The 24,537-nt window shown below is 38.9% G+C and carries 24 protein-coding genes; 6 read left to right on the top strand and 18 right to left on the bottom strand.

Annotated elements, in window-relative coordinates; genetic code table 11:
• Window positions 1-6: 6 nt before the first annotated feature.
• A complete protein-coding gene (locus EG365_RS17385) occupies window positions 7-702 on the bottom strand; it encodes an MBL fold metallo-hydrolase (protein WP_000465458.1) in 696 nt (231 codons plus the stop codon).
• A gap of 191 nt (window positions 703-893) precedes the next feature.
• On the opposite strand from EG365_RS17385, the gene EG365_RS17380 reads away from it, so the two are divergent.
• Together EG365_RS17380 and EG365_RS17375 are read left to right on the top strand one after the other, a co-directional pair.
• Entirely contained in the window at window positions 894-2,165 is a 1,272-nt protein-coding gene (locus EG365_RS17380) for a sigma-54 interaction domain-containing protein (protein ID WP_001096451.1), read from the top strand.
• A gap of 69 nt (window positions 2,166-2,234) precedes the next feature.
• Entirely contained in the window at window positions 2,235-3,146 is a 912-nt protein-coding gene (locus EG365_RS17375) for a bestrophin family protein (protein WP_000637003.1), read from the top strand.
• Between the two features lie 47 nt (window positions 3,147-3,193).
• Here EG365_RS17375 and EG365_RS17370 read toward each other — a convergent pair whose 3' ends face one another.
• The 6 genes from EG365_RS17370 to EG365_RS17345 are packed head-to-tail and all read right to left on the bottom strand — an operon-like array spanning window position 3,194 to window position 10,040.
• On the bottom strand, window positions 3,194-4,252 hold the full coding sequence (locus EG365_RS17370; protein ID WP_000642313.1) for a 2,3-butanediol dehydrogenase: 1,059 nt from the start codon (window positions 4,250-4,252) through the stop codon (window positions 3,194-3,196).
• A 29-nt stretch (window positions 4,253-4,281) separates the two neighbouring features.
• On the bottom strand, window positions 4,282-5,067 hold the full coding sequence (locus EG365_RS17365) for an acetoin reductase (RefSeq protein WP_000238447.1): 786 nt from the start codon (window positions 5,065-5,067) through the stop codon (window positions 4,282-4,284).
• 26 nt (window positions 5,068-5,093) lie between these two features.
• The gene (gene lpdA, locus EG365_RS17360; RefSeq protein WP_001287534.1) at window positions 5,094-6,497 is read right to left on the bottom strand and encodes a dihydrolipoyl dehydrogenase; all 1,404 of its coding nucleotides are present in this window, start codon (window positions 6,495-6,497) and stop codon (window positions 5,094-5,096) included.
• A 10-nt stretch (window positions 6,498-6,507) separates the two neighbouring features.
• Window positions 6,508-8,043, bottom strand: coding sequence for a 2-oxo acid dehydrogenase subunit E2 (locus tag EG365_RS17355; protein ID WP_001289726.1), 1,536 nt, complete (start codon window positions 8,041-8,043; stop codon window positions 6,508-6,510).
• A gap of 1 nt (window position 8,044) precedes the next feature.
• Window positions 8,045-9,064, bottom strand: a complete 1,020-nt coding sequence (locus tag EG365_RS17350; RefSeq protein WP_001133054.1) for an alpha-ketoacid dehydrogenase subunit beta — start codon at window positions 9,062-9,064, stop codon at window positions 8,045-8,047.
• A gap of 13 nt (window positions 9,065-9,077) precedes the next feature.
• Window positions 9,078-10,040 carry a thiamine pyrophosphate-dependent dehydrogenase E1 component subunit alpha gene (locus EG365_RS17345; RefSeq protein WP_001177517.1) on the bottom strand — a complete coding sequence of 321 codons (963 nt, stop codon included), beginning with the start codon at window positions 10,038-10,040 and terminating at the stop codon, window positions 9,078-9,080.
• A 364-nt stretch (window positions 10,041-10,404) separates the two neighbouring features.
• Here EG365_RS17345 and lipA point away from each other — a divergent pair, with 364 nt between their 5' ends.
• Window positions 10,405-11,391, top strand: a complete 987-nt coding sequence (gene lipA, locus EG365_RS17340; RefSeq protein ID WP_000364555.1) for a lipoyl synthase — start codon at window positions 10,405-10,407, stop codon at window positions 11,389-11,391.
• Window positions 11,392-11,548: 157 nt separating this feature from the next.
• Complete coding sequence (locus tag EG365_RS17335; protein ID WP_000367590.1) at window positions 11,549-12,688, top strand: helix-turn-helix domain-containing protein; 1,140 nt, start codon at window positions 11,549-11,551, stop codon at window positions 12,686-12,688.
• Window positions 12,689-12,734: 46 nt separating this feature from the next.
• Here EG365_RS17335 and EG365_RS17330 read toward each other — a convergent pair whose 3' ends face one another.
• Entirely contained in the window at window positions 12,735-13,487 is a 753-nt protein-coding gene (locus EG365_RS17330) for a TenA family transcriptional regulator (protein ID WP_000126114.1), read from the bottom strand.
• A gap of 320 nt (window positions 13,488-13,807) precedes the next feature.
• On the opposite strand from EG365_RS17330, the gene EG365_RS17325 reads away from it, so the two are divergent.
• Window positions 13,808-15,037, top strand: coding sequence for a GGDEF domain-containing protein (locus EG365_RS17325; protein WP_000775755.1), 1,230 nt, complete (start codon window positions 13,808-13,810; stop codon window positions 15,035-15,037).
• A gap of 96 nt (window positions 15,038-15,133) precedes the next feature.
• Here EG365_RS17325 and aroC read toward each other — a convergent pair whose 3' ends face one another.
• From aroC to EG365_RS17290, 7 genes are all read right to left on the bottom strand, one after another.
• Window positions 15,134-16,225: a chorismate synthase gene (aroC, locus tag EG365_RS17320; protein ID WP_000918448.1), complete on the bottom strand. Its 1,092-nt coding sequence runs from the start codon at window positions 16,223-16,225 to the stop codon at window positions 15,134-15,136.
• Window positions 16,226-16,237: 12 nt separating this feature from the next.
• A complete protein-coding gene (gene prmB, locus EG365_RS17315) occupies window positions 16,238-17,242 on the bottom strand; it encodes a 50S ribosomal protein L3 N(5)-glutamine methyltransferase (RefSeq protein WP_000441019.1) in 1,005 nt (334 codons plus the stop codon).
• 236 nt (window positions 17,243-17,478) lie between these two features.
• Window positions 17,479-18,684 carry a tryptophan synthase subunit beta gene (gene trpB / locus EG365_RS17310; RefSeq protein ID WP_001164652.1) on the bottom strand — a complete coding sequence of 402 codons (1,206 nt, stop codon included), beginning with the start codon at window positions 18,682-18,684 and terminating at the stop codon, window positions 17,479-17,481.
• 36 nt (window positions 18,685-18,720) lie between these two features.
• On the bottom strand, window positions 18,721-19,908 hold the full coding sequence (locus EG365_RS17305; RefSeq protein ID WP_000498058.1) for a vWA domain-containing protein: 1,188 nt from the start codon (window positions 19,906-19,908) through the stop codon (window positions 18,721-18,723).
• 15 nt (window positions 19,909-19,923) lie between these two features.
• The gene (locus EG365_RS17300) at window positions 19,924-20,775 is read right to left on the bottom strand and encodes an AAA family ATPase (RefSeq protein WP_001271636.1); all 852 of its coding nucleotides are present in this window, start codon (window positions 20,773-20,775) and stop codon (window positions 19,924-19,926) included.
• A gap of 29 nt (window positions 20,776-20,804) precedes the next feature.
• Window positions 20,805-21,191, bottom strand: a complete 387-nt coding sequence (locus EG365_RS17295) for a hypothetical protein (protein WP_001206390.1) — start codon at window positions 21,189-21,191, stop codon at window positions 20,805-20,807.
• A complete protein-coding gene (locus EG365_RS17290) occupies window positions 21,184-21,444 on the bottom strand; it encodes a YcgL domain-containing protein (protein WP_188146221.1) in 261 nt (86 codons plus the stop codon). The genes EG365_RS17295 and EG365_RS17290 overlap by 8 nt, the downstream gene beginning before the upstream one ends.
• A gap of 487 nt (window positions 21,445-21,931) precedes the next feature.
• Here EG365_RS17290 and EG365_RS17285 point away from each other — a divergent pair, with 487 nt between their 5' ends.
• Complete coding sequence (locus EG365_RS17285) at window positions 21,932-22,096, top strand: hypothetical protein (RefSeq protein ID WP_000086293.1); 165 nt, start codon at window positions 21,932-21,934, stop codon at window positions 22,094-22,096.
• A gap of 72 nt (window positions 22,097-22,168) precedes the next feature.
• Here EG365_RS17285 and EG365_RS17280 read toward each other — a convergent pair whose 3' ends face one another.
• From EG365_RS17280 to EG365_RS17270, 3 genes are all read right to left on the bottom strand, one after another.
• Window positions 22,169-22,510 (bottom strand): hypothetical protein, encoded by a 342-nt coding sequence (locus tag EG365_RS17280; protein WP_000367439.1) that lies wholly within the window; start codon window positions 22,508-22,510, stop codon window positions 22,169-22,171.
• Between the two features lie 130 nt (window positions 22,511-22,640).
• On the bottom strand, window positions 22,641-22,907 hold the full coding sequence (locus tag EG365_RS17275; RefSeq protein WP_000185062.1) for a hypothetical protein: 267 nt from the start codon (window positions 22,905-22,907) through the stop codon (window positions 22,641-22,643).
• Window positions 22,908-23,409: 502 nt separating this feature from the next.
• Window positions 23,410-24,534, bottom strand: coding sequence for a ribonuclease D (locus EG365_RS17270; protein WP_000486121.1), 1,125 nt, complete (start codon window positions 24,532-24,534; stop codon window positions 23,410-23,412).
• Window positions 24,535-24,537 lie beyond the last annotated feature (3 nt).

Genomic DNA, 24,537 nt, shown 5'->3' with positions numbered 1-24,537 from the left:
GCCACCTTATAATTGTGAAATTGAGCCGCAAGCCTGATTAGCAGGAAGTGCTTTATCAATTTGTTTTGGATATGGCAGATTTAAGTTATTCATTAATTCAATAAAATCTTCACGCGAGCGATTCTGACCTAGACGTGAATTATTTAAGCGTTCATAACCAATTGTTGAAGACAGACGACCTTTATAATCGTGTCCCGGATACACAATAGTCTCGTCAGGCAGGCTAAAAAGTTGTTTATGAATACTGTCATAAAGTGTGCCTGCATTACCTTGCTGGAAGTCAGTTCGACCGCAGCCGTCAATTAATAATGCATCACCAGTGAAAATCATGTTTCCAACTAGGTAACTCGTACAAGCATTGGTATGACCTGGTGTGTAACGCGCTTCAATACTGAGGTTGCCAACTTTAAGCATGCAACCATCAGTAATTAAAATATCTCCGCAACTTACTTCTGAGTTTCGGTGTAAAACCGATTTGCAATGAAACCGTTCACGAAGTAAATCTGCAGCGGTAATATGGTCTGCATGAACATGAGTATCTAAGGTATAGATGAGTGTAAATTGATGCTGCTCTAATTCTTTTGCATAAATCTCTATATCTGATGCTACTGGGTCAATTAAAACAGCCTCTCGTGTTTCTTCACACCCAAGCATATATGTATAAGTCGAACTTTCCTGCTCAAAAAACTGCTTAAAGAACATGATTTATACCCTAATAATTTATTTCTTTCCTATATTTTGCAAATAAGATGCCAATTATTTAAAATTAAATAATAAATATAAAAATCAAAAACTTAATATAATAAGTAAAACTAAACTTAGAAAATGAACTCAGCTTGATGTTCCTATGAAACTCAAGTATGTTTCAATGAAACGATTGTGAAACATATAAAATGGCAAAGCTAAATTTTGAGTCAGAACAGAATTTTTATATTTTATTTGAGCAGCTTAAGGCTCTCTTCCCAAATGCGAGCCTGTTTTTAGCAGACACAACGACTCAAGCAATTCACTATAAATTTAATACAGATGACATTTCTGTTGAGAGCATGGCAGCGCTTACTCAAGACCATCATAATCAGTATCTTGAAATTAATACTCCTAAAATGAGAAAGCGATTCATCTATCAAGAACATGATATTTACATCGCAGAGCATCGCATTATCGGGAAATTGCATATTCTACAGCCCGTTAGCATAGAGAATGATATTGCTGATCAAGTAGAGCTAACAGAACAATTGCAAGACTTGGCTAAAGTTTTTAATAGTTGTTCACCAGAAATGGCGCGTATGTTTTCAATTATTCAAAGAGTGGCAATTACTGAGTTTCCTGTGCTTGTTCGCGGTGAATCTGGTAGCGGTAAAGAACTGGTGGCACAAGCAATTCATGATTATAGCCAACGTAAAAATAAGATTTTTGTAGCGATTAACTGTGCTGCTCTCAATGCCAATATTCTAGAGAGTGAACTTTTTGGACATGTGAAAGGTGCTTTTACGGGAGCAATTCGTGACCATAAAGGCGTGTTTGAACGTGCCGCTGGTGGAACGCTGTTTCTGGATGAAATTGCCGAGATTCCTTTAGAGCTTCAAGCTAAATTATTACGGGTGTTAGAAACAGGTGAATTTACTCCTGTAGGTGGTGAAAAACCAATTCAGGCTAATGTCCGCATTATTACAGCAACACATAAAGCTTTACGCGAAGAGGCAAAGGCTGGGCGTTTCCGTCATGATCTACTCTACCGTCTACGCGTAATTCCAATTTTCATACCACCACTCAGAGAGAGAAAAGTCGATATTCCTCTTATTGTCGATCAGATTTTAAAAGAAAGCTCAACCCAACTCGATACAATGCCTCGACATGTCAATCAGAAAGCCATGCAGGTTTTATTGAACTATGACTGGCCAGGAAATGTTCGTGAGCTTAAAAACACTCTGCTTTATGCTTTAACCATGGCAAATGGTAAAGATGAAATTGAAATCGAAGACTTACCAAATGAACTCTTAAATGCAGATGATTACGTTAAATTACCCGAGACAAATGCAGAGCTTAGTCCAGAAAATGTACAAGCCGCTTTAGAAAAATATAATCATAACCTGAATATGGTCGCGAATATTTTTGGAATTAGCCGCACTACTCTTTGGCGATACAGACAAAAACATAAGCTTTAGCTAGGTATTTAGCTCGTCTAAAGCGTATCATATTGCACTTGGTTAGGTTCGTTAGTTCAAAGGCTTTATATGATTGTTCGTGATAAAAGCAATGTATTTAAATTATTATTTGCTTGGAAAGGAACAATTTTGCCGAAGGTTTTGCCTGCACTGAGTTTTGTTGTACTTATTTCAGCCTGTGTGGTCTGGCTCTCTTATTATCATTGGATTCAAATTCCTACCGTACCCGCGATCGGATTTACCATCTTTGGCGTGATTCTTTCGATTTGTACAGGCTTTAGAAATAACGCATGTTATGACCGTTGGTGGGAAGGCCGCAAGCTCTGGGGTGCTTTAATTGCCAATGCCAGACATATTGTTAGAGATAGCCATGTTTTATCTAATGAACAACGTGAACATTTAATTCATCAGGTCTTAATTTTTAGTAATTTATTGCGTGATCGTTTACGTCAACAAACAGTCGAACCCACAAAATTTCTTGAGCATGCCTATTTAAATAACTCTTCACTTAATTATTTAAATGAGCATATTAATGCACCTCAATTTGTACTCGAAAATATTCAAAAAGATTTAGTCAAAGCTCTAAAAGACGGCGAAATTAGTGACATTATCTATGGCACTCTGACACGCCATATTGTTGAGCTCGGCAATATCCAAGCAGGTTGTGACCGAATTGCTGGGACACCTTTACCCTACTCATATTCAGTACTTTTGCACCGTGCTGTTTATTGTTTCTGCTTCATCTTACCTTTTAGCCTTGAAGCTGCTTTAGGCATTTGGACACCGCTTATTGTCGGCTTAATCGCTTATATGTTTTTAGGACTAGATGCCTTAAGTGCTCAAATTGAAGAACCTTTTGGCTTGCAAGAAAATGATTTACCGCTCGATTCTATTGTGCGTTTAATTGAACGAGAGTCTCTAAGCTCTTTAGGGCAGCCATTACCGCCTATTATTGAAGCCCAAAACAACAATTTACTTTAATAAAAAAGAGCGATGATTCGCTCTTTTTTATAGGCTTAAGTGTCTATTTATGGATGTACAATAATCTTAACGGCTGACTCATTGTTATGAATTAAGGTTTCAAAACCTTGTGAAATCAAATCATCAAGTTGAATGCGCTGCGTAATAAAAGGTTCAAGATTTATTTTACCTTCTTCAACCAGTTTAATAGTCTCCTGATGGTCATTTACATAGGCAATTGTGCCGCGTACATCAAGCTCTTTCATTACCACACTGTGCACATTAATTGATGCTGGGTGGCTCCAAATCGAAACAATAACTATAACGCCTGTTGGTTTCACTGCCGCGACCAAAGTATCTAACACCTTGTTAACGCTACTACATTCAAACGCAACATCAACACCATCGCCATTAGTAATTTTCATGACCTCAGAAACAACATCAACTTCTGACGGGTCTAAAATATAATCTGCAACTCCCGACTCTTTGGCTTTTTCTTTACGTTTGGCACTTAGTTCGGTAATGATGACCTTAAGCCCTTTCGCTTTTAAAATTGCCGAAAGCAATAAACCAATTGGCCCCGCACCGCCAACCAGTGCAATATCACCGGCCTTTGCACCACTACGTACGAAAGCATGATGACCCACCGATAACGGTTCAATTAAGGCCGCTTGATCTAATGGAATTTTATTGGAAATTGGATGCACCCAACGGCGTTTAACCGCAATTTTCTCCGATAAGCCACCGCCACGACCGCCTAAACCAATAAAGTTCATATTTTTGGAAAGATGATAATTATCGCCCGGTCCAGTCGGCACATCATCAGCCACAATATAAGGCTCTACGACTACATGCTGACCAATTTCAATATCATCGACACCTTCACCTACGGCATAAACCACACCTGAAAACTCATGTCCCATAGTAATCGGCGCAGATTCGCCTGAAATAGGATGCGGATGTCCACACGGTGGAATAAAAATTGGTCCTTCCATAAATTCGTGCAAATCTGTACCACAGATTCCACACCAAGCTACCTTAATGCCTACAGTGCCGGGAGTGACTTCTGGTTCAGGGATATCTTCAATACGAATATCACCTCTGTCATAAAAACGCGCTGCTTTCATTATTATCTCCCTCAAATCAGGATGTTGTTTTAGCGATAGACAATTCCGCCGTCCGTTAAAATGGATTGACCCGTAATATAGTCTGAATCTTCACTTGCCAGAAAAGCAACTAATGCGGCTACATCGTCTGGTGTTTGGGCTCTACCTAAAGCAATGCCTTCCACATACTTTTTATAAGTTTCACCAATTGCAGCACCGGTAATTTCAGCAAAACGTTTATCGATTTCAACCCACATGTCCGTTCCGACAATTCCGGGGCAATATCCATTTACCGTAATACCGTGACTGGCATATTCTTTTGCCGCAGCTTGGGTAAGTGCTCGTACCGCAAATTTGGTTGCCGAGTAAATACCGAGTAAAGCAAACCCATCGTGGCCCGCAATTGAGCAAGCATTAATGATTTTACCTTTATGTTCGCGTTGTTTAAATTTTGCAGCAGCAGCCTGTATTCCCCACAGTACTCCACCAATATTAATATCAACAATTTTTTGGAATTCATCAGGTGTGATATCAGCAATCGCTTGAACTTGTGCAATTCCAGCGTTATTAATCATGACATCAAACCCACCAAGAGCCTGCTCAGCATGATTTATAGCAGCATACACTTGCTCGCGGTCACTGACATCAGCAATAAATGTGCTCGCATTTACACCTAAAGCTTGAATTTCCTGCTGCACATCGTTCAGTCGATCTTGTTTCATATCAACTAATGCAATATGTGCTCCTTCTTGCGCCAAGCGCAGGGCAATCCCACGGCCAATGCCTTGGGCTGCCCCAGTCACTAAAGCGACTTTATTTTGTAATCCCTTAACCATGTTCAACTCCTGTAAATGTAGAATTTCTACATATGAATCGCTCGTTGCATTGAAGCCAAAATGGATTCATGCATGGCTTCTGATAATGTTGGATGCGGGAAAATCACTTGAGCTAAACTTTCATCAGTTGCTTCTAGATATTTCGCAATCGCAAATCCTTGAATATGTTCGGTCACTTCATGGCCCACCATATGTGCACCAAGTAATTCACCCGTTTCTGCATGTACCACCGTTTTAACGAAACCTGACGCATCTCCAATTGCTAAAGCTTTACCATTTGCAGTTAAAGAAAACTTACCAATACGTATAGGTAGATTCTTAGCTTTTGCTGCATTTTCCGTTAAACCAATACTTGCCACTTGTGGATGTGTAAAAATACAACCGGGTATCTGGCTACGGTCGAGTGAATGGACGTTTGCCACACCAGCGATTTTCTCGACACATATCATGGCTTCATGGCTCGCTTTATGAGCGAGACAAGGCGCCCCAGCAACATCACCAATGGCATAAAGCCCTGCTACGTTGGTTTTACAATAGTCATCAATTGCCACAAAACCTTGTGGATTGAGTTCTACACCTAAACGTTCTAGTCCTAGCCCTGTGGTATTCGGCTGTACACCAATTGCCGAAAGCACGCGGTCAAAAACAAGCGTTTGAACATCATTTGCCGTTTCAACCACACAGTGGACTTGCTCATTTTCAATCTGAATACTTTGAACGACAGCATCGGTTAAGACTTTCATACCTTTTTGTTCAAATTGTTTTCTGACAAATTGGGCAACTTCTGCATCTTCGGTCGGTAAAATTTGTTTAGCCAAATCAATAAGGGTCACCTGACATCCCAAATCTTGATAAAGGCTAGCAAACTCACTACCAATTGCACCTGAACCTACAACCAGTAAACTTTTCGGTAACTGCTCTGGAACAAGCGCTTCTTTATAGCTCCAGACATATGTTCCATCGACAGGAAGTTGAGGAACATGTCGGGCTTTAGCTCCAGTTGCCAAAATGATATGTGGTGCACTCAAAGCCTGCCTATTACCTTGAGCATCGGTCACTTCAATTTTTTCTTTCGCTGTAAGTTGAGCGCGACCACTAAAAACAGTGACCTGATTCTTTTTCAACAAGTAATCGATGCCTTGTACTAATTGAGCTGACACTTGTCGGCTATGTTGCACAAGCTTTTGAATATCAAAATCGAGTTGGGATACCTGAAAACCAAACTGTCCGGCATGTTTAAACTGGGTTGCGAGCTCTGCCCCTGCAAGCAAAGCTTTGGTTGGAATACAGCCCCAATTTAGACAAATTCCGCCTAAATGTCGCTCTTCTACAATTGCGGTTTTTAACCCGAGCTGGGCTGCACGAATTGCAGCCACATACCCACCCGGTCCCGCGCCAATCACAATTAAATCAAATTGAGCTTCTGACATGCGGGTTCTCCTACACCAAAATTAAAGCAGGGTTTTCAACAAACTGCTTAAAGCTGGCCAAGAATTTCGCCCCAACTGCGCCATCAATAACTCGGTGATCGCATGACAACGTCGCTGTGACAATCTCACGAACCACTACATTGCCATTTTCAACAACAGCACGAGATTCCGAAGCACCTAATGCCATAATTGCACCTTGCGGTGGGTTAATAATGGCATCGAACTGTTTAATGCCTAACATTCCTAAATTTGAAATGCTAAAGCTACCACCCTGAAACTCGTCAGGTTGTAACTTGCCAGTCTTAGCACGAGTTGCCAAATCACGCATGTCATCGGAAATTTGTGCCAACGATTTTTGATTTGCTGCTTTTACAATGGGTGTAATTAAACCGTTTGGAATCGCTACGGCCACCGAAATATCCGCTTGAGAGAACTGTAAAATTGATTGAGTCGCCTCATCAAATTGAACATTCACTTCAGGTACTTTAATCAGTGCCGCCGCCGCTGCCTTAATTAGCATGTCATTAATAGAAAGTTTCACTTGTGGAACAGTCTCATTAATCTGCTTACGTAGTTTTTGCAAAGCTTCTACGTTGAGATCGACCACTAAGCGGAAATGCGGTGCGTTACGTTTTGCAGCCTGTAACCGTGAAGCAATCGCTTTACGCATCCCATTCATCGCCACCGTCGTAACGGTTGATTGTGGTTGAGTTGCACATTGCAAAGGTTGTTCACTTACCGACACTGGGTTATTACGATAGTAAACTGCCTCAACATCTTCTTTACAGACACGGCCACGAGTACCTGAAACACGGCAGTCATTTAGGTTAATGCCCCATTGTTTTGCTAAACGGCGTGCTACAGGCGTCGCTAAAATTTGGCTATCATCAGCTGTAGATTTAACCACTTTAGTTTGAGTTTGCTGCTTAACATCAGGCCACTGACCACCAGCAGCCTGTACAGTCTTCTGGATGTCTTGAACACTAATACGTCCTTCACGACCAGAACCTGTGACTTTTGCCAAGTTTACATTGTGCTTTTCTGCAAGCTTTAACGCATGTGGTGTTGCAAACAAATCATCAGATGTTTGATAGCCTTGTAATGACTCTGGTACAGCGTAGTCCCCTTTAGCTACCTTTGCAGGAGCTGAAGCACTAGCTGCTGTAGTCAGTGGCTGTTCTGCTTTTTCAGCAACAGGTACAGATGTTTCCGCTTTACTTTGTTCCGAAGGTGCTGCAGGTGCTTGAGCTGCTGAACCACCTAGTGATGCGATAAACTTTTCAATTTCTGCATCAGAAACTTCATTATCAGCACATACGGCAATAAGTCCACCAACAGGTAAAGTATCACCATCTTTCGCTAAAATTTTACGGAGCGTTCCAGCAAAAGGCGCTTCTAACACATTGACGATTTTTGTGGTTTCAATTTCACAAATTTCATCGCCCTTATTAAAGCTATCACCCTCTTTAATCAACCATTGGGCGATCGTGCCTTCTTCCATGGATAATCCCCATTTTGGGATCTCCAGCGTTTTAATTTCGCTCATCCTAAGCCTCCAATGTTTTTCGCACAGCTTGCTCAATACGCTCTACACTTGGAATCCATTCTTTTTCTAAAACTGGAGAGAATGGAACAGGCGTATGTGGTGGCGTTACAAGTTCAACAGGTGCTTTCAAATAGTGGAAACCTTTCTGTGCAACTAGTGCAGCAACATCATGTCCAAAACCACAACGTGCAGCTGATTCATCCACAATAACCACACGTCCAGTCGACGCAACAGACTCTAAAATTCCTTCTTCATCCAGAGGTGAAATTGTACGAGGGTCTACCACTTCAACCGAAATACCATCTTTTGCCAATTTGTCTGCCACTTCATTAGCACGATGTACCATCAAGCCTAAAGCAATAATGGTCACGTCTGTCCCTTCACGGGTATAATTTGCTACACCAAAAGGAATAGTATAGGCATCATCTGGAACTTCGCCTTTAATGTCATAAAGCATTTTATGCTCACAGAACACTACAGGGTCATCATCACGAATAGCCTGAATTAACAGCCCTTTCACATCATATGGGCTAGATGGTACTACAACTTTTAAGCCCGGAACCGCAGCAAATACGTTATATGGTGACTGAGAATGCTGAGCTGCCGCAGAGAAACCTGCGCCAATCATGCCACGTACAACCATTGGTGCTTTTGCTTTTCCGCCAAACATATAACGGAATTTAGCGGCTTGGTTATAGAGCATGTCATGACACACGCCATAGAAATCCATAAACATTAAATCGGCAACAGGACGTAAACCTGTTGCTGCAGCACCAGCAGCCATACCGATAATTGCAGACTCGGTAATTGGCGTATCAATAACACGTTCCGAACCAAATTCTGTCCATAAACCTTTGGTTACGCCCAATACACCACCGAAACCTTCTAACTGGTTTTCTTCAGTGTTTTTACCGCCGTGTCCACCACGAACATCTTCACCAACAACAAATACGGTTGGATCACGGCGCATTTCTGATTCAATGGCTTCTTTAATTGCATTACGAAAACTTTTATTTGGCATCTTTACTATTCCTTTAGTAAGAGACATAGACGTCAGTAAGGAGTTGTTCTGGTTTCGGATATGCCGCAGCACGGGCTTTAGCAACGGCATCATCAACATTTGCCTTTGAAGCTGCATCAATCTCGTCTAGTTTGGCTTCATCAATTTTGCCTTTGACTTTCTCACGGAAAATTTTCAAAGGATCTTTATTTTCTTTGATGAACTCGACTTCTTCTTTAGAACGAATCAAGCCAGGATCACCTTCGAAGTGGCCATAAAAACGGTTTGTGATGGTTTCAATCACGCTTGGACCTTCACCACGGCGCGCACGTTCAATGGCAGTTTGAGCGGCTTCATAGACAGCAAAGAAGTCTGTACCATCAACTTTAACTGCCGGTAAACCAAAGCCTGCTGCACGACCAGCAATGTCTTTACTTCCTACTGCGTAATCATGACCAGTACCTTCGCCAAAGCCGTTATTTTCAAAAACGAAAATTACTGGAAGTTTAAGAACAACAGCCATGTTCATCGCTTCAAAAGTAAGGCCTTGGTTTGAACCACCATCACCTGTAAAAGACAGTCCGACGCCACCAGTCTTTAAGGTTTTCGCTGTCAACGCTGCACCAATTGCTAAAGGAGGCCCACCACCCACAATCCCGTTGGCACCGAGCATACCTTTATCTAAATCGGCAATATGCATAGAACCGCCTTTTCCACGGCATAGTCCGTCATCTTTACCGAAAATTTCCAGCATCATGGCGTGAATATCACAGCCTTTTGCAATACAGTGTCCATGTCCACGGTGTGTTGAAGTGATATAGTCTTTGTCGGTTAAGTTTTCGCAAATCCCGACTGCTACAGCTTCTTCTCCGCTATATAAGTGAATAAAGCCTGGAATATCACCATTGGTATTTTCTTCATGAAGTCGATCTTCAAATTCACGAATATCACGCATGCGTTTATATGCTGCGAGTAATTGCTCTTCCGTTAATTGCATATCCTTTTCCTTTATTATCTTGATTATTAAAAATCAACCAAGTTTCAGCGAGTTTTATATATTTCGCTATAAATAATAAAGCTCAATTTAATTTAATATGCTATTAGACTAAAAAGTTTAAAATAAGTTTTTTAGCTATTAATTTTTATTTTTCACAAACTTACGCCACAAAAATAAAATTAAAAAATTTTAATTCATTTCATATACTTGTAAAACAAACCTTTAACCAACCTTTATTAATTTATAATATTTGCTGTGCACTATACGCATTAATAAATTCTTTATTTCTTATTTATAGAAATAAGGTTTTTTATTATAACTAGTCTAGTTGCAAATTTATTTAATATAAAATGGAATTTTATATATGGACTTAAAAAGGCAAATAGAGACAGGTATTAAGTTAAGAGGAATAGATAAAGTTTCTCGTATTCCTATTAAAATTTTACCTACCGAAGAACTACCTAAAAAACCTGAATGGATTCGAGCAAAAATAACTGATTTCGAAGAAATTCAACGTATCAAAAATTTATTACGCCAACAAAAGCTACATAGTGTTTGTGAAGAGGCCGCATGTCCAAATCTACCTGAATGTTTTGGTGGTGGTACGGCAACATTTATGATTATGGGAGATATTTGTACAAGACGTTGCCCTTTCTGCGATGTAGCACATGGTCGTCCAATGCCTTTAGATGAAAATGAACCTAAACATCTAGCTGAGACGGTCGCTAACCTAAACTTAAAATATGTAGTCATTACCTCTGTAGACCGTGATGATCTACACGATGGTGGTGCAGCACATTTTGTGAAGTGTATTGAAGAAATCAGAAACCGTTGTCCAGATACGCTAATTGAAATTTTAGTTCCGGACTTTCGTGGCCGTTTAGAAACAGCACTCTCTACATTAAGCTTATCACCACCCGATGTGTTTAATCATAATATTGAGACAGTGCCGCGTTTATATAAAGCAATGCGCCCCGGTTCGGACTATCAGCATTCGTTAAATTTATTAAAACGTTTTAAAAAATACTGTCCTGATATCAAAACTAAATGTGGCCTAATGGTAGGGTTAGGAGAAATTGAAGCTGAGGTTATTGCTCTACTCAATGATTTAAAAGATCATGATGTAGATTTAGTGACTATTGGACAATATTTACAGCCCTCTAAATCACATGCCCCTATTCACCGGTTTGTGAATTTACAAGAATTTGAAAGATACACTCAGCATGGCCAGCGTTTAGGCTTTAAAAATATCTGGAGTGCGCCAATGGTCCGTTCTAGCTATTTTGCCGATCGGCAATATTTCGGTGAATCTGCACCAAAGCCATTTTCAAGAGAGGATGTTTTGTCATAGGGCGAGGCGAAATAACAAAACTTACCCAATAGGATAATAGTCAAACCGTTTAAAATTATTTAAGGTAAATGAAATAACGAGGAAATAGTCACAATAAGAAAGCTAAACCTGTTGAGCGGCCACGGATACGCCATTTCAACGATAAAGGAACTTCGATATGGATATGTCAAAACAATTATTATTGCCTTCTACAGACAACCTTCCGTCTTTCTTTAGACCGGAAACAATCTCTGAAACACCTTGTTTAGGAAAAAAGCCGTCACTCGATCTAGATGCGGCTCCTATATTTGATCTAGATCAGGAATGGCAACATTCCTTATTCGGTCGTTCAATCCAAGAGTGCCATAGAAATTTGATGCATATTGCTGAAGATGCAGATATGGCAATTGGGGTGACTGACCCTCACGGTACTTTACTCTGGACATGGAGTAGTACGCCTATGCGTTCATCTGCCGAACAAGTCCATTTTGTTGAAGGTGGACAATGGTCAACCCAAGCAGTTGGTCAAAATGCAATTGGTCTTGCCCTAAATACACATTCTGCAAGTTGTGTTTATTCACATGAAAATCAGATGAACAGCGTTAGAGACTGGGTATGTTATGCAGCGCCTATCACCGATGCAAACACAGGCCAGTTTTACGGCATTATGAACTTATCAACTAAATATCAAAAGCATAACTCACTTGGAATTTTAGCTGTTGAACGCTGTGCCGATATTGTAAAGCAAGCCATTCAACTTCATCAAAAGAACATTTTATATATTAAGGCGCTAGGCACGCCTAAGGTTCAATACAATCAACATGGCTTGACACTCACGCAGCGTCAAATCGAAATTTTATGTATTCTTGCTTTATGTCCGGAAGGCATAAACCTAGAAGAGCTTCACTATGCCTTATATGGCGATCGACCAGTGAGTACCACTACACTAAAAGCTGAGCTCTCACAGCTTCGAAACCTGATTCCCGATGTGATCGAGTCACGACCATATAGACTTAACTGTGAAATTCAATGTGACTTTCTCATGGCTGAGCAAGCACTAAACTTAGGTTTTACTGCAACCACTTTAACACTGTATAGAGGTAGTTTTTTAGCCAAGTCAGAAAGTCCGTTTTTGTGTGCTTGGAGAGATTGCTTTGACGCCCGCTTGAGTCATGTTATCTATAAAATTGATGATGTAGACCAACTATTACGTGTGGTTAGCCGTGTTCCTGACCGTGTTGATGCAGTTGAGCGCTTACTTGAACTTCTGCCTGAAGAAACACCTTATCGGGCAAAGCTCTTAAAATTGCTTGAATAAAATAAAAGGGAGAATATGTAGAATATTCTCCCTTTTTAAGATGAGATCAAGCAGAGGCTTGAAGCTGTACTCTATAGCAATCGTCTAAAGCTAATTCATAATACCGCAGCCCTTCTTCCGCCGCATGAAATGCTTTTTGCTGCCAATCAGGACGTTCATTACACAAACGTTTAATCAGCTCCATGGCTTCATAAGGATGTAAATCATCATAATGAGCATGTGCACGTAACCAGGCTAAAGAACGCTTATCAATGGTAACTTCCGGATGATCCGTATAAGCGTGTATGCCTTTATAGACTTGAATAGACCAGTCACCTGTCGCCCATTCAATTGCCAAATTGGTCGCTGCCAGACATTCAGCCAAGTTGCCACGGTGACTCATATTCCAAAGAAAATGATTCACCGCATTCATCGAAGCTGGTGGGCGAACACTATCGAGTTGTTCTACCGTTAATCCAAAACCTCTAGCCCAATCCCGATACCACTGTAAATGGCGCTCTTCAACCTTAATATTTTGAATTAACCAATCTCTTGTTTCAGTAACGCCAGGTTCTGCAAAAGCAGTTGCTTTAGCTAACGCACCAGCCATATAGGACGGGAAATGCGCTACTAATGGATAGAAATTAAGTAAAGCATAACGGAAACTTTCTAGGCTCAATCCCCCATTGGCCATTTCAGTAAAAAACGGATGTTTACTCACCCGCTCCTTCACTGGTAAAAGATCCTCCCAAAACCGCTGAGACCATCCATTATGCGGCGTAATTTCTAAACTCATTCCATATTGATTTAGAGCAGTCATTGCTAATTTTCCTATTTATATGACAGCAATCATCTGTACTTCACGGCTATAAGTCTATCCGAAAATGATAAAGATACAATCTTTAATCGACCATTTGTAATTTTTTCTCAAAGGTTTCGAATCTTTAGATAATTGTGACGCTAATCATTGAAATGTCGTGATTTTTATCACAATTAGGGGGCGTAAAAATCATTACTTTTTTAAAAAATCTGTATTATTATTTTAAATAAACCACACATTATATAACCAATACTTTTAGATGGAACTTTAATAAAACAAGTCTCATTTTATGCCAACTTCCAATATAGAGAGCATTAATTATGAAGTTGCAAGGTTCCAATATATTGGGACAGGAACAAATAGATTTATTAACCACACGCGGATTAAATTTCGTATGGTTTCCAAAGCAACTTGAAACGATATATCGTTTTCAATATCAAAATGGTGCAGCCTATGAGTTTCGCTATAGAGCACCTATTATTTTAATATTATATTTATTTTTAAGCTTTGGTATATACCAAGTCTTACCAACCGAACAAGTTTTATCCTGGTTAAGCTATTATTCTTGGGTAGGCATAATTGTTTTAATCGCCTGGATTTTATCATTTATTAAAAAATTAAATCAGTGGTTTGATTATTATGTCGGAATTGGCTCTTCCGCTGCCGTTGCCATAACATTTATTTTAATTAACGTTTTAGAAAATGGCCAAGATAATGTACTTTTTCATGCAGCAATGATGTATGCCATTGTGATTATCTATGGTGCGGTAGGCATGCGTTTTTATACTGCCATTATTGCAGGATGGGTCGGCGGTCTTATTGGTATTTTGGTAAGCACCTATTTGAACGGAGACATAGACTGGACCTTCTTGAACCGTACATATACGTTTAGTAGTTTCTTAGGCATGACCCTTGCCTATGCTACGGATCGTCAGCACCGTGAAAACTATTTACAAAACTGTATGATTGAGCTCAACCGTATTGAACTCATGCAACAAGCTCAACAACTGTCACTGCTTTCTCAACAAGATGCTTTAACCGGGCTTGCTAACCGACGTTATCTTGATGAAACACTTGATAATGAATGGCGACGCGCATTACGCCATGAGACTCCTCTTACTATTATGATGGTTGATATTGACTTCTTTAAACCATATAACGATAGCTTAGGCCATCTCAAGGGTGATCAGTGTTTAAAAGATATTGCGACTGCAATTTCCTCAATTGCTGCTCGTAGTGGCGATTTGGTTGCCCGTTATGGCGGTGAAGAATTCTTACTTCTGTTCCCAATGACAAATGCACAACAAGCCAAAATTCAGGCCGAAAGATTAATGAATGCAATTAAGAAAATTGCTATTGTTCATCCATGTAGTAGTGTTTCACCATACGTAACCATTAGTGTTGGCGTGGCGACCACAATTCCACGTTTAAATGATTCAATTTCTGCTTTTGTTAGTCGTGCTGATCATGCGCTCTATCAGGCAAAAACAAATGGCCGCAATCAATATCAAATTGCTTTGAATGAAGAACAAATTGTAGATCTAACTTAATGATTTATTTTTAAGGTAATCATGTGATTTCAATAAAAATAGAAAAGCCACATAATTTTGTTTATGTGGCTTTTTAAATACGCTGATTAGAACTGACTATGGTTCGATTGGCGCAAATGGAGGAACAACATCCGCGTTTTGAGCACGGTGGCGTAAGAAATGATCCATTAGAACTATCGCTAACATTGCTTCTGCAATCGGAGTTGCTCGAACGCCCACACACGGGTCATGACGGCCTTTAGTTAACACATCAGTATCTTCACGATTTAAATTAATCGTTTTACCCGGAGTAGTAATACTTGCTGTTGGTTTTAGTGCAATCGCCACACGAATGGTCTGGCCACTTGAAATACCACCTAAAATACCACCAGCATGATTTGCTAGAAAACCATGGCTAGTCAATTCGTCACGTGTTTCATGTCCGAACTGTCCTGCTACAGCAAAACCATCACCAATTTCAACACCTTTAACCGCATTAATACTCATCATTGCATGTGCAATATCAGCATCTAAACGATCAAAGACAGGCTCACCCCAACCTACAGGAACTTTTTCGGCTAAAATTTCTAACTTAGCACCGCAACTTGTACCTTGCTCACGTAAAGATGTAACTAATGCTTCAAAACGAGGAACAGCATCTACATCGCCACAGAAAAATGGATTATTTGGAACTTCATTCCAATCTAGTTTTTCAGCAACTTCATTACCAATTTGAGTCACATGACCGCGAATCACAACACCAAATTTTTCTGCTAGATATTTCTTCGCAATAGCACCAGCTGCAACACGCATAGCAGTTTCACGAGCACTTGAACGACCACCGCCGCGATAGTCGCGGAAACCATACTTTTGCGTATAAGTGTAATCTGCGTGACCCGGTCTAAAAGTTTGTGCAATATTTCCATAATCTTTCGATTTTTGGTCTGTATTGCGAATGAGTAAACCAATTGGCGTACCAGTAGTTTTACCCTCAAACACACCAGAAATGATTTCAACCTGATCAGGCTCTTTACGCTGAGTCGCAAATTTCGAGGTTCCCGGCTTACGGCGATCCAGATCTTTTTGCAAATCTTCTTCAGTTAATGCAAGGCCTGGTGGCACTCCATCAACAATTGCCATTAAACCAACCCCATGCGATTCACCGCATGTAGTCACACGAAAGAGTTGTCCAATACTGTTCCCTGCCATATGTACAACTCCTTAAACTTGTTCTTCAAATAATTTTCTATAACGACGACATTGTTCAGCAGTCAAAGCAAAAATACCTGAACCACCTTTTTGGAAAGTAAGCCAGTTGAAATCAACTGTATTAAAGTTTTGGCGCATTGCCCATTCAGAGTTACCGACTTCAATAACAATAAGACCATCTTCCGTTAAGTAATCTGCCGCTTGAGCAAGCATTTTACGAACCAGGTCTAAACCATCTTGGCCTGCTGCCAATGCAAGTTCAGGTTCATGTAAAAACTCTTCCGGCAAGTCAGCCATGTCTTCGGCATCAACATACGGAGGGTTACTTACAATTAAATCGTATTGGTTTTCAGCTGGAATTTTTTCAAATAAATCCGACTCAAGTAATGCAACTTGGTATTGTTTATTGTGATGTTCAACATTAATTGATGCTACTTCTAAAGCTTCTTTAGAGATGTCTGTTGCATCTACTTCTGCATCAGGATAAGCATAAGCTAAAGCTACCGCAATACAGCCAGAACCTGTACACATATCTAAAATACGTTGTGGAGTTTTAGGCTTGGTATTTTCTGGTAAGTTATTAAGCGCTTCACGCATTTGGCCATTTTCATCTAAACAATATGGCGCAAAACGTTGCTCAATTAACTCTGCAATTGGTGAGCGAGGGATAAGTACGCGCTCATCCACATAAAATGGCTTATTAAAGAAATAAGCTAAATTTAATAAATAAGAAGTCGGAATACGCTCATTAATACGGCGTTCCAACAAGCTTAAGAATTCTGCTTTTTCACTTGGTAAAAGCTTCGCATCTAAAATCTCTGAATCTGCTGACCATTCAAGAGATAAGGTTTGTAAAACTAATGCAGAGCTTTCTGCGAAATAATCTTCAGTACCTTGTCCTAAATGTGCATCATATTGACGTAATGCTGACACCCCAAAACGAATAAAATCTCGAATTGTTGATAAATTTTCAGCAGCTTCCTGTAAATGTTCAGGGCTAATCGTCGGTCGCTCCACTTAGGCGTCTCCAAAGGCAAATTTTGCAAAGTGACTATTCTACTGAGTGAGGTAGTGCAAAGCAACGCTTTGCCTTGTGAACCAGTGTTTTACATATCTATCTCGAACAGTCATGGCTCAAAAACAAAATACTTTGTTTTAATTAAGAAATAATGAACTTTTAAGTAGGGTGAAATTTAGTCTATAAAATAAAAAAGCGGCCTTTCAAAATGGGCCACTCTTTAAGTATTTTTAGTTTAAAGCTTAAGTTTTTCTGCCACATAATCAGAATCTTTATCGCCACGACCCGACAGATTTACCACGATCATGGTTTCTTTCGACAGTTTTGGCGCTTCACGTATTGCCCATGCGACAGCATGTGAGCTTTCAAGCGCAGGAACAATACCTTCAACTCGTGATAAGGTCATAAACGCATCTAAACATTCTTGGTCAGTTGCAATGCTATATTCCACACGGCCTAAATCTTTTAAGAAACTATGTTGTGGCCCAACACCAGGATAGTCCAATCCTGAAGCGATAGAATGCACAGGTAAAGGTTCACCAGCCTCATTTTCAAGAACATAACATGCCATACCATGAATTTGGCTTGGTTTACCTAATGTTAGGGTTGCCGAATGCATATTTGTATCTAGCCCATGCCCAGCAGGTTCAACTCCTACAAGTTTCACATCTGAATCATTTAAAAAAGCTGTAAAGGCACCGATTGCATTTGAACCGCCACCGACACATGCGACAACATAATCTGGGTTTTTACCAAATCGTTGATGCGTCTGCTCTTTAATTTCCTTACCAATAATTGATTGAAAATCTCGAACCATTTTAGGAAATGGATGGGGACCAACCACAGAACCAATCGCATAAATAAAGTTTTTAGGATCTTTTAAATATTCTTCAAACGCGCTATCTACAGCATCTTTTAAGGTTGCTGTACCGCGAGTTACTGACACCAAATGAGCGCCCAAAATTTTCATTTTGACCACATTTGGATGTTCTTTTTCAATATCAACTTGCCCCATGTGGATTTCACATGGAATACCCACTAGAGCACAAGCTGTTGCTAAAGCAACCCCATGTTGACCCGCACCCGTTTCGGCAATAACTTTCTTTTTGCCCATATATTTAGCAAGTAGAGCCTCACCTAAACAGTGATTAATTTTATGGGCACCCGTATGATTTAAGTCTTCACGCTTTAAATAAATTTGTGCGCCACCTAACTGTTCTGAAAGGCGTTTTGCATAAAATAAAGGACTTGGACGGCCGACATAATTTGCAAAGAGGTCTGCTAATTCATTTTGAAATTCTGGTGTATGGCGAATTTCTTCATAAGCAACATTAATTTCATCCATTGCTTCTTTTAAATGCGGAGGAATAAACTGACCTCCATACTCACCAAAAAATCCTTGTTCATTTGGTAAAGCAATACCATTAATTTGATGTTGCATATCATCCCTCTTTTTAAATTATTAAAGTTATCAAGTTTATCGAGAAAGGTAACGCGTTAAGTCCTCAATGCCTTTTAGAGTCATTGGATACATGTGGTTTTCAAAAATCTCTTTAATCCAACCAATTGTTTGAGTGTAATGCCAATACCCTTCTGTTTCAGGGTTTAACCATGCTGTTTTATCAAAATGCTGACGTAAGCGACGTAACCAAACTTCACCTGCTTCATCATTCATATATTCAACCGAGCCACCTACCGATTTCAGCTCATACGGTGCCATACTGGCATCACCTACGACAATTACACGATAGTCACGTCCATAGGTATGAAACAAGTCCCATGTGTTCATGCGAGTAGCTGTTCTTCGGTAGTTATCTTTCCAAACATAGTCATAAAGACAATTATGGAAATAAAAGTATTCAAGCGTTTTAAATTCTGTTTTAGCTGCGCTAAATAACTTTTCACATTGGGCAATATGTGCATCCATCGAACCACCTACATCAAACAACATGAGCACTTTGATTCGATTTCGACGCTCTGGCACCATTTGAACGTCAAGAATACCCTGCTTGGCCGTTTCACGGATTGTACCGTCAACGTCTAACTCTTCGGCAGCACCGTGTCTTGCAAATTTACGTAAACGTCGTAAAGCAATTTGCATTTGGCGGGTACCAAGAACTTGGTCATCATCTAGATTTTGGTATTTACGCTGTTCCCAGACTTTAACCGCCGAACGCTTACGGCCCGGCCCACCAATTCTGATGCCTTCCGGATGGTCACCAAAAGCCCCAAAAGGTGAAGTTCCACCCGTGCCAACCATACGGTTACCACCTTGATGTTTTTTATGCTGTTCACGTAAACGCTCTTCTAGCATTTTCATCAGTTCTTCTAAAGAACCTGCTTTTTGAAGTTCAGCTCTTTGCTCTGGTGTTAAATGCTTTTCTAGAAGTTCTAAGTCGAACCAGTCTTTTGGTAATTTATGAACTTGTTTGAGTAACTCATCAATATCAAAGGTTTCTATGCCATCAAAGTAATCTTTCATGGCACGATCGAACTTATCAAAAAAACGTTCATCTTTAACTAAAATGGTTTTAGCAAGTTGATAGAACTCTTCTTGATCGGCAAAAACTAGCCCTTCGCTTACTGCACGATTTAAGTCAATCAGTTCACGAGTCGTAACTGGAACACCATATTTTCGTAAGGTGTAAAATAACCGCACAAACATGGGTTATTCCCTCCTTTAACGTCGCGACATGAAAGCCAAACGTTCAAGCAGTTGCACATCTTGTTCGTTTTTAATGAGTGCGCCATACAAAGGTGGAATAGCTTTTGATGTATCTCGATTACGTAGTACATCTTCAGGCATATCATCTGCCATAAGCAGACTCAACCAATCGATCAGTTCAGATGTAGATGGTGGTTTCTTCAAGTTAGGAATTTCACGGAGCTTGAAGAAAACTTGAAGCGCTTCATTTACCAAAGTTGCAGAGATATTCGGGAAATGTACCGAGATAATTTCGCGCATCGTTGCTTCATCTGGGAACTCAATGTAATGGAAGAAACAGCGACGCAAGAAAGCATCTGGTAATTCTTTTTCATTATTTGAAGTAATAATTACGATTGGACGTTGAGTAGCTGTAATTGTTTCGCCTGTTTCATAAACATAAAAAGACATTTTATCAAGTTCATGTAACAGGTCATTTGGAAATTCAATGTCTGCCTTATCAATTTCATCAATTAAAAGCACACAGCGCTCTTCACTGGTGAAAGCTTCCCACAATTTACCGGGCTTAATATAGTTCTTAATATCGTAAACACGATCATCACCCAGTTGGCTATCACGCAAACGAGACACAGCATCGTATTCATATAAGCCTTGCTGTGCCTTAGTCGTTGACTTGATGTGCCAAGTAATGAGTTTTAAACCAAGACTTTCTGCCACTTGCTCGGCAAGTAAAGTCTTACCTGTACCCGGCTCACCTTTAACCAATAAAGGCTTTTGCAAAGCACGAGCTGCTTTTACAGCAAGTTTAAGACTATCAGTCGCGATATATTGATCTGTACCGGTAAAATGTTGGGTATCAGCAGACATGTAGAGACCTTATTTTTCTATTTCAATGGTTAGATGGAACGCATGCTTTTGTTTGTTATATATTTTGACCAACAATAGCCAATAACCAAACCTAGACCGATTACAAACAGAATTAAGGATAAATTTGACCAGATTAAAGGACTGTCTTTAGTTAAAACACCAAATAGTAGTCCAAAAATAGCTGGCGCTACAGATGCATTAGGCCCTTCTGAAACAGTCGGTGTCACCAAAATAGCAAAAACAACTAACCAGCTTATTGCGCCCAAAGTGGTAGGTAAGCGGCGCATTAAACGCCACCAGCACCACAAGGCAATAATAGCGCCAACGCCATAAGCTGTTAAAGCAATAATCTCTTCAGGAATTGCATCGAGAGAAGAAAGTAATTGATTTAAAATTCCAGCTTGATCTTCACGCACCACGTAAGCCCTCTGGTTCAACTGCATTTGGGTTAATTAACCCTTCTGGCGGCATCTGAATAAAGAAGCCTTTTGTTTGTAATGAGTCTAGAACATGTAAAACATTTACACGCGCTAATTTACGTGTTGGAGCCAATTCTAAATGCATGACAAACGTTGCACGGCCAAAGGCTTGTAAAACAGCTTCTGGAACTTTTTCAAACGGATCGGCTTGCTCCGTTTCATCAGGATAGTTTGGACGAGCAATATAAATGTACATTTCATCTTTTTTGCTCGATCTATAAATATCACAGTGCATTTCAAATCAACTCTTGAACTAAGGACAGCATACATGAAAAAAAACGACAGACACACGCGGGTTTGTTTACGCATCAGTCGTTTTTTCTTTTCTTGCGAAATATTAACCCACAACAATCATTAAGGTCGATAAATAACTTTTAATTTTCCAAAGTTTTAAATTTTCAACCTTCATTAACTCTTTAATTTTACATAAAAAATCTTTTTGTCGACTTTTATAAAATAAAAATTTTACATTTTAAAAACAATAAAATTTGAACTAAAGCAGATAGCCTTTGATTTAATCTATTGAATTTTATAAATTTATGGTTAAGTATAAAGTTAAATAAGCTCTAAATAAGATTCAACTTATGTATACAGGATAAGACATTATTTAACCGTTTTTGATTTTTAATATGATTCAATAATAGAAGATCTTAAAAGAAAATATGGAGGTCTATGCTATGTCTCGTGGCGACAAATCATCTTATACAGCAAAACAAAAACGTCAGGCGAAACATATTGTTGAGAGTGAAGTAGATAGAGGTCACTCTCAAGAAGAAGCTGAACGTATTGCATGGTCTACCGTCAATAAACAAGATGGCGGCGGCAAGAAAAAATCACATTAAAACTACCACTGGATACTTCTTTAGTTAGCTCTATGACTAAAGAAGTATCTTATCAACATGTTAACGCAAGCATTAAAAGATTCTTGAGCCTTGCATATAATCATTACTTACCTGATTTAGAGTATTTAAGATTATATGGTTATCTTGAGTACGTAAGGCTTCATTTAAGCGATTCATGTAATTCACTAACATTTCTTTCGAAGCTTGAGCGAACTCGGTAGTTACCGCTTCACCTTCATATAAGATGACATAACTACGGGCAAACCCATAAATGAGATAAATTACAGCTTTTTCGTTTAGGTCTGATGAGTGTTTGAGATGGTGTTCACAGGCACTTTTTAAATTCTTAAATGCATCTGTACCAGTAGATTGATTTTTGAAAGATGAAAGTATTGTTTGGAAGTTCATATCCATATTCCACTCAAAAAGTAAAACTACAGAAGAAGGATAAACCTGTCAAACAATATGTTGATTATTATGAATTTAGATTGTAAAAAATTATAAAAAACGCCCAAAACCATGAGCGTTTTCATTGAACAAAAGCTTAGAAACTGACTTCAATATTGACTGTTGTACCAGATTGCTCAATATTGGTTGAGACATTAAAACCTCGTATTTTTAACTCTTCCTCTACCTGTGTGATATGTTCAGGATGCAAAGTATCTATTGGAAATTGAAAAACTGCCCGTCGCTTACCTTCTTTCGAGATTTCCTCGGTTCCAGATAAAATTTTTTCTAACAATAGTGCTTGATCTATTTTTACGTCTTTCGCATTTTTTCTTGCCTGTTCAGCATTAAAACTATTCGTCATATTTATATCTCTAATTATTAGTAGTTTTCATTTATAACATAAAAAAATTGATCTCAATATTAGCTTATTATTGATTTTAAAAACTTTTTACACCTCCATATATAAAATTAGAGGCCTCCTCTCCCCGAGAAGGCCTCTATATTTCTGCACCGAAACAAACTTATAGTTATATATTGTTTATTTTGAAATTGTTTTTCTTGCTACCAAGAATATACAGACCTGTATATATACACAATTGAATTTTTCTCACTAATAAAGTTAATTTAATTCAGCATGACTTTCTATAATTAAGATTAACTCATATTTTTATAATTTAAACTTTATTAAATCAGCAGAATGTAAAATCAAACTAAACAAAAAGTTAATCTTATAAAGACTAACTTATTAAATGATTTTATTTTAAAGTTATATTAACGAACACCAACTGATCAGTTATTAATCAGATAAGTTATTTTGAATCTTAAAATTCAATTTAACTGAAAATTTTTCTTAATACCTAAACCTAAAATAAAAGACTAGCTCTCTCTTCTTTAAATAACTGAATAAGCGGCTTAGTTAAAAGCTCATAGCGCCAACCCAATAAATAATCTGGAAGATCCTGTTCATCACCTTTAGTAAGCACATGCTGATGAATTGCATTTAACCATTTCTTACGTAGTAAAACTTCTTTAGGTATAGAGGTTTGTTCTATCGCTTTAGCAATCAATGCATCCATTTTATTCAGGGTTTCTTTGGATGTAATTTTAAAAGGTTTAGCAATTTTAGCTGGCCAGTGCCCTTCAACAGGTAAGTCTTTTAAAAGATCAAGAATAATCTTTCCATATTCACGAACAACATTCGGACGAATATCTTTTACTTGAGATAATTGGAAACTATTGCGTGGATTTTTTTCGACTAAATCAATCATCGTCGAATTTCTAAGGATAAAACTACGTGGCTGGTTTGTTGCTCTAACCACCTCTTCACGCCACTCACTTAAATTTTGCAATTGCATTAATTGACGACGTGAATGACGATAATTGCCCACATCTGTATATAACAATGGGGTTGGTGTTTCACTAATAATTTCTTTGGTTAAACTACTACAATCCTCAAGAACATACTCATAAAGCCCTTTTTGTTTGAGCTGATCTTTAATATGGTTAGCCAATTGCATGAGGTATAAAACATCATTTGCCGCATAGCATAGCTGTTGCGGAGACAAAGGACGTGCTAACCAGTCTGATCGAGTCTGATCCTTTTCAATATCAATCTCTAAACAAAGCTTTAATGCACCTTGATAACTTACTTGTAAACCATGTCCCAAAAAGGATAATCCAACTTGAGTATCAAAAACATTTAATAGGTTTTGTTCATCGGCATAGTGATAGATTAAATCAATATCTTCACCACATGCATGAAAAATATTTTGTTGAGCAAGAAAGATTTTTTTCCAAAACTCGCTTAAATCTAAAGACACTCCATCTAGCAAATATACATTTCCGTTGACATTGACTTGACATACTCCAAGTTTAGGCCAAAGGGTATCAACCTTAATAAATTCTGTATCAAGCCCATAAGTTGAACATTGATCCATTTGTTGAAGAACATCAACCAATTCGGTTTGCTGTTGGATAAACTGAAACATGCT

Source organism: Acinetobacter sp. FDAARGOS_494 (genome assembly GCF_003812225.1).
Taxonomy (GTDB): Bacteria; Pseudomonadota; Gammaproteobacteria; order Pseudomonadales; family Moraxellaceae; genus Acinetobacter; species Acinetobacter baumannii.
Note: the sequence above shows the minus strand (reverse complement) of the source record. Positions and strands in the feature narration are given on the sequence as shown.